Genomic DNA, 1,669 nt, shown 5'->3' with positions numbered 1-1,669 from the left:
CTTGGGTTCCGGCGAACCCAAGGGTGCACAACCTCCCAGACCACCCCAACAGCCTGGGCTCGACCCTTGGGTTCCCGGGAACTCTGGGGTTTCTAGGGGTCCCAGTAGTATCCGCCGAATTTCCAACGAATATGCAGGTCAGGGGCCCTTCCAAGGTTCGCCCTGGAAGACCCTTCTCCGAGGCTCTGACCAGCATTTCCGTTGCTTTTGCGGCGATTACTACCGGGACCCCGTCCAGGCTCCTGGGTGGTGTCGTCGTCGCCATCCGTTCCACCAACAGGCCCAGCAACCGCTGGATCACTACCCGGTTCACCTCCGGGAAGGACTCCCACTTCGGTGCGCTCGCCATCGCGGGCTCGGACCAGGGGGCACAGCCGTGTCTCCTCCAGCCACCGAGACCCACCTCCCTCGCCCGTCCCGCCCTGTCCGTCCCGCAACCGGCGGACCGCTCCGACCAGCGCCAACAGGGCATCAACCCCTATGACAGGGACATTCCCCGCCCCCTTCTCGGCTATGTGTGCACTGCGGCTTGCTCCTTGAACGGTGCTTCAACCGCCTCAAGCAGTGGCGTGGCATCGCGACCCGCTACGACAAGACCGCCGAGTCCTACCAAGCGGCCGTCACCCTCGCCTCGCTCCTGATGTGGGCGTGACATTGAAGACAACTCCTAAGCGGCCTGGCCGAGGTTCGCTTCGGTACGGCCGTGCCCGATAGGGGCGCCGGGATCAGCGGCGCACTTCGCCGCGCCCGCTTGGCGCCGTAACCCGAAAAAGCAGTGGCCGCGCGGGCTCGGGGCCACATACGTTCACCTCCATGGTTGACGCAACTTTCGGGCATCCGCGCCTCGCCGCCATCTACGACCCACTCGATCCGGACCGCAGCGATCTCGACGCGTATCTCGCGATGGCGGAGGAGTTCGGCGCGCGGTCCGTGCTGGACATCGGGTGCGGTACGGGCGTGTTCGCGCTGCTGCTCGCCGAGCGCGGGATTACGGTCACCGGGATCGATCCCGCGCGGGCGTCCGTCGACGTCGCGCGTGGCAAGCCGGGCGCGGAGCGGGTGCGCTGGCTCGACGGCGACGCGGGGGACCTGCCGCCCATGCAGATCGACCTGGTGACGATGACCGGGAACGTCGCCCAGGCGATCGCCGATCCGCAGGCATGGCGTACGACGCTGCGCGGCGCGTACGAGGCGCTGCGGCCCGGCGGGCGGCTTGTCTTCGAGACGCGCGATCCGGCGCAGCGCGTGTGGGAGGAGTGGGCGGAGTGGACGCGCGAGACCACGTACCGCATGACGGACATCCCGGGCGTCGGCCACGTCGAGACCTGGGCCGAGCTGACGGACGTGAGCCTGCCGCTGGTGAGCTTCCGGGGTACGCACGTGTTCGCTGCGGACGGGGACGTACTGACCTCGGAATCGACACTTCGCTTCCGCGAACGTACGGAGATCGAGCGGGACTTGCACGAGCACGGCTTCGTCGTCGAGGACGTACGCGACGCACCCGACCGGCCGGGCAGGGAGTTCGTGTTCGTGGCGCGGCGCGATACCGCGGAGCCCGTCCCTCCCGGAATGCCCTAGTAGTGCTTTGTTAGGTCAGCCTGTTGTGACTGGTCGGGTCGGCCGGATGGTGTTTCGATGCGGGCGTGACCCCCGAACAGCTCGTTCATAT

2 protein-coding genes are annotated in these 1,669 nt (G+C 67.5%); both read left to right on the top strand.

Annotated elements, in window-relative coordinates:
- The first annotated feature begins 529 nt into the window (after positions 1–529).
- A complete protein-coding gene (locus tag ACIN94_RS32810; protein ID WP_400714943.1) occupies positions 530–652 on the top strand; it encodes a hypothetical protein in 123 nt (40 codons plus the stop codon).
- 161 nt (positions 653–813) lie between these two features.
- A complete protein-coding gene (locus tag ACIN94_RS32805) occupies positions 814–1,578 on the top strand; it encodes a class I SAM-dependent methyltransferase (RefSeq protein WP_400714940.1) in 765 nt (254 codons plus the stop codon).
- Positions 1,579–1,669: the final 91 nt, after the last annotated feature.

The organism is Streptosporangium sp. NPDC087985, assembly GCF_044741965.1.
Taxonomy (GTDB): Bacteria; Actinomycetota; Actinomycetes; order Streptosporangiales; family Streptosporangiaceae; genus Streptosporangium.
The sequence above is the reverse complement of the archived record's forward strand: the minus strand, read 5'-3'. Positions and strand labels throughout refer to the sequence as shown.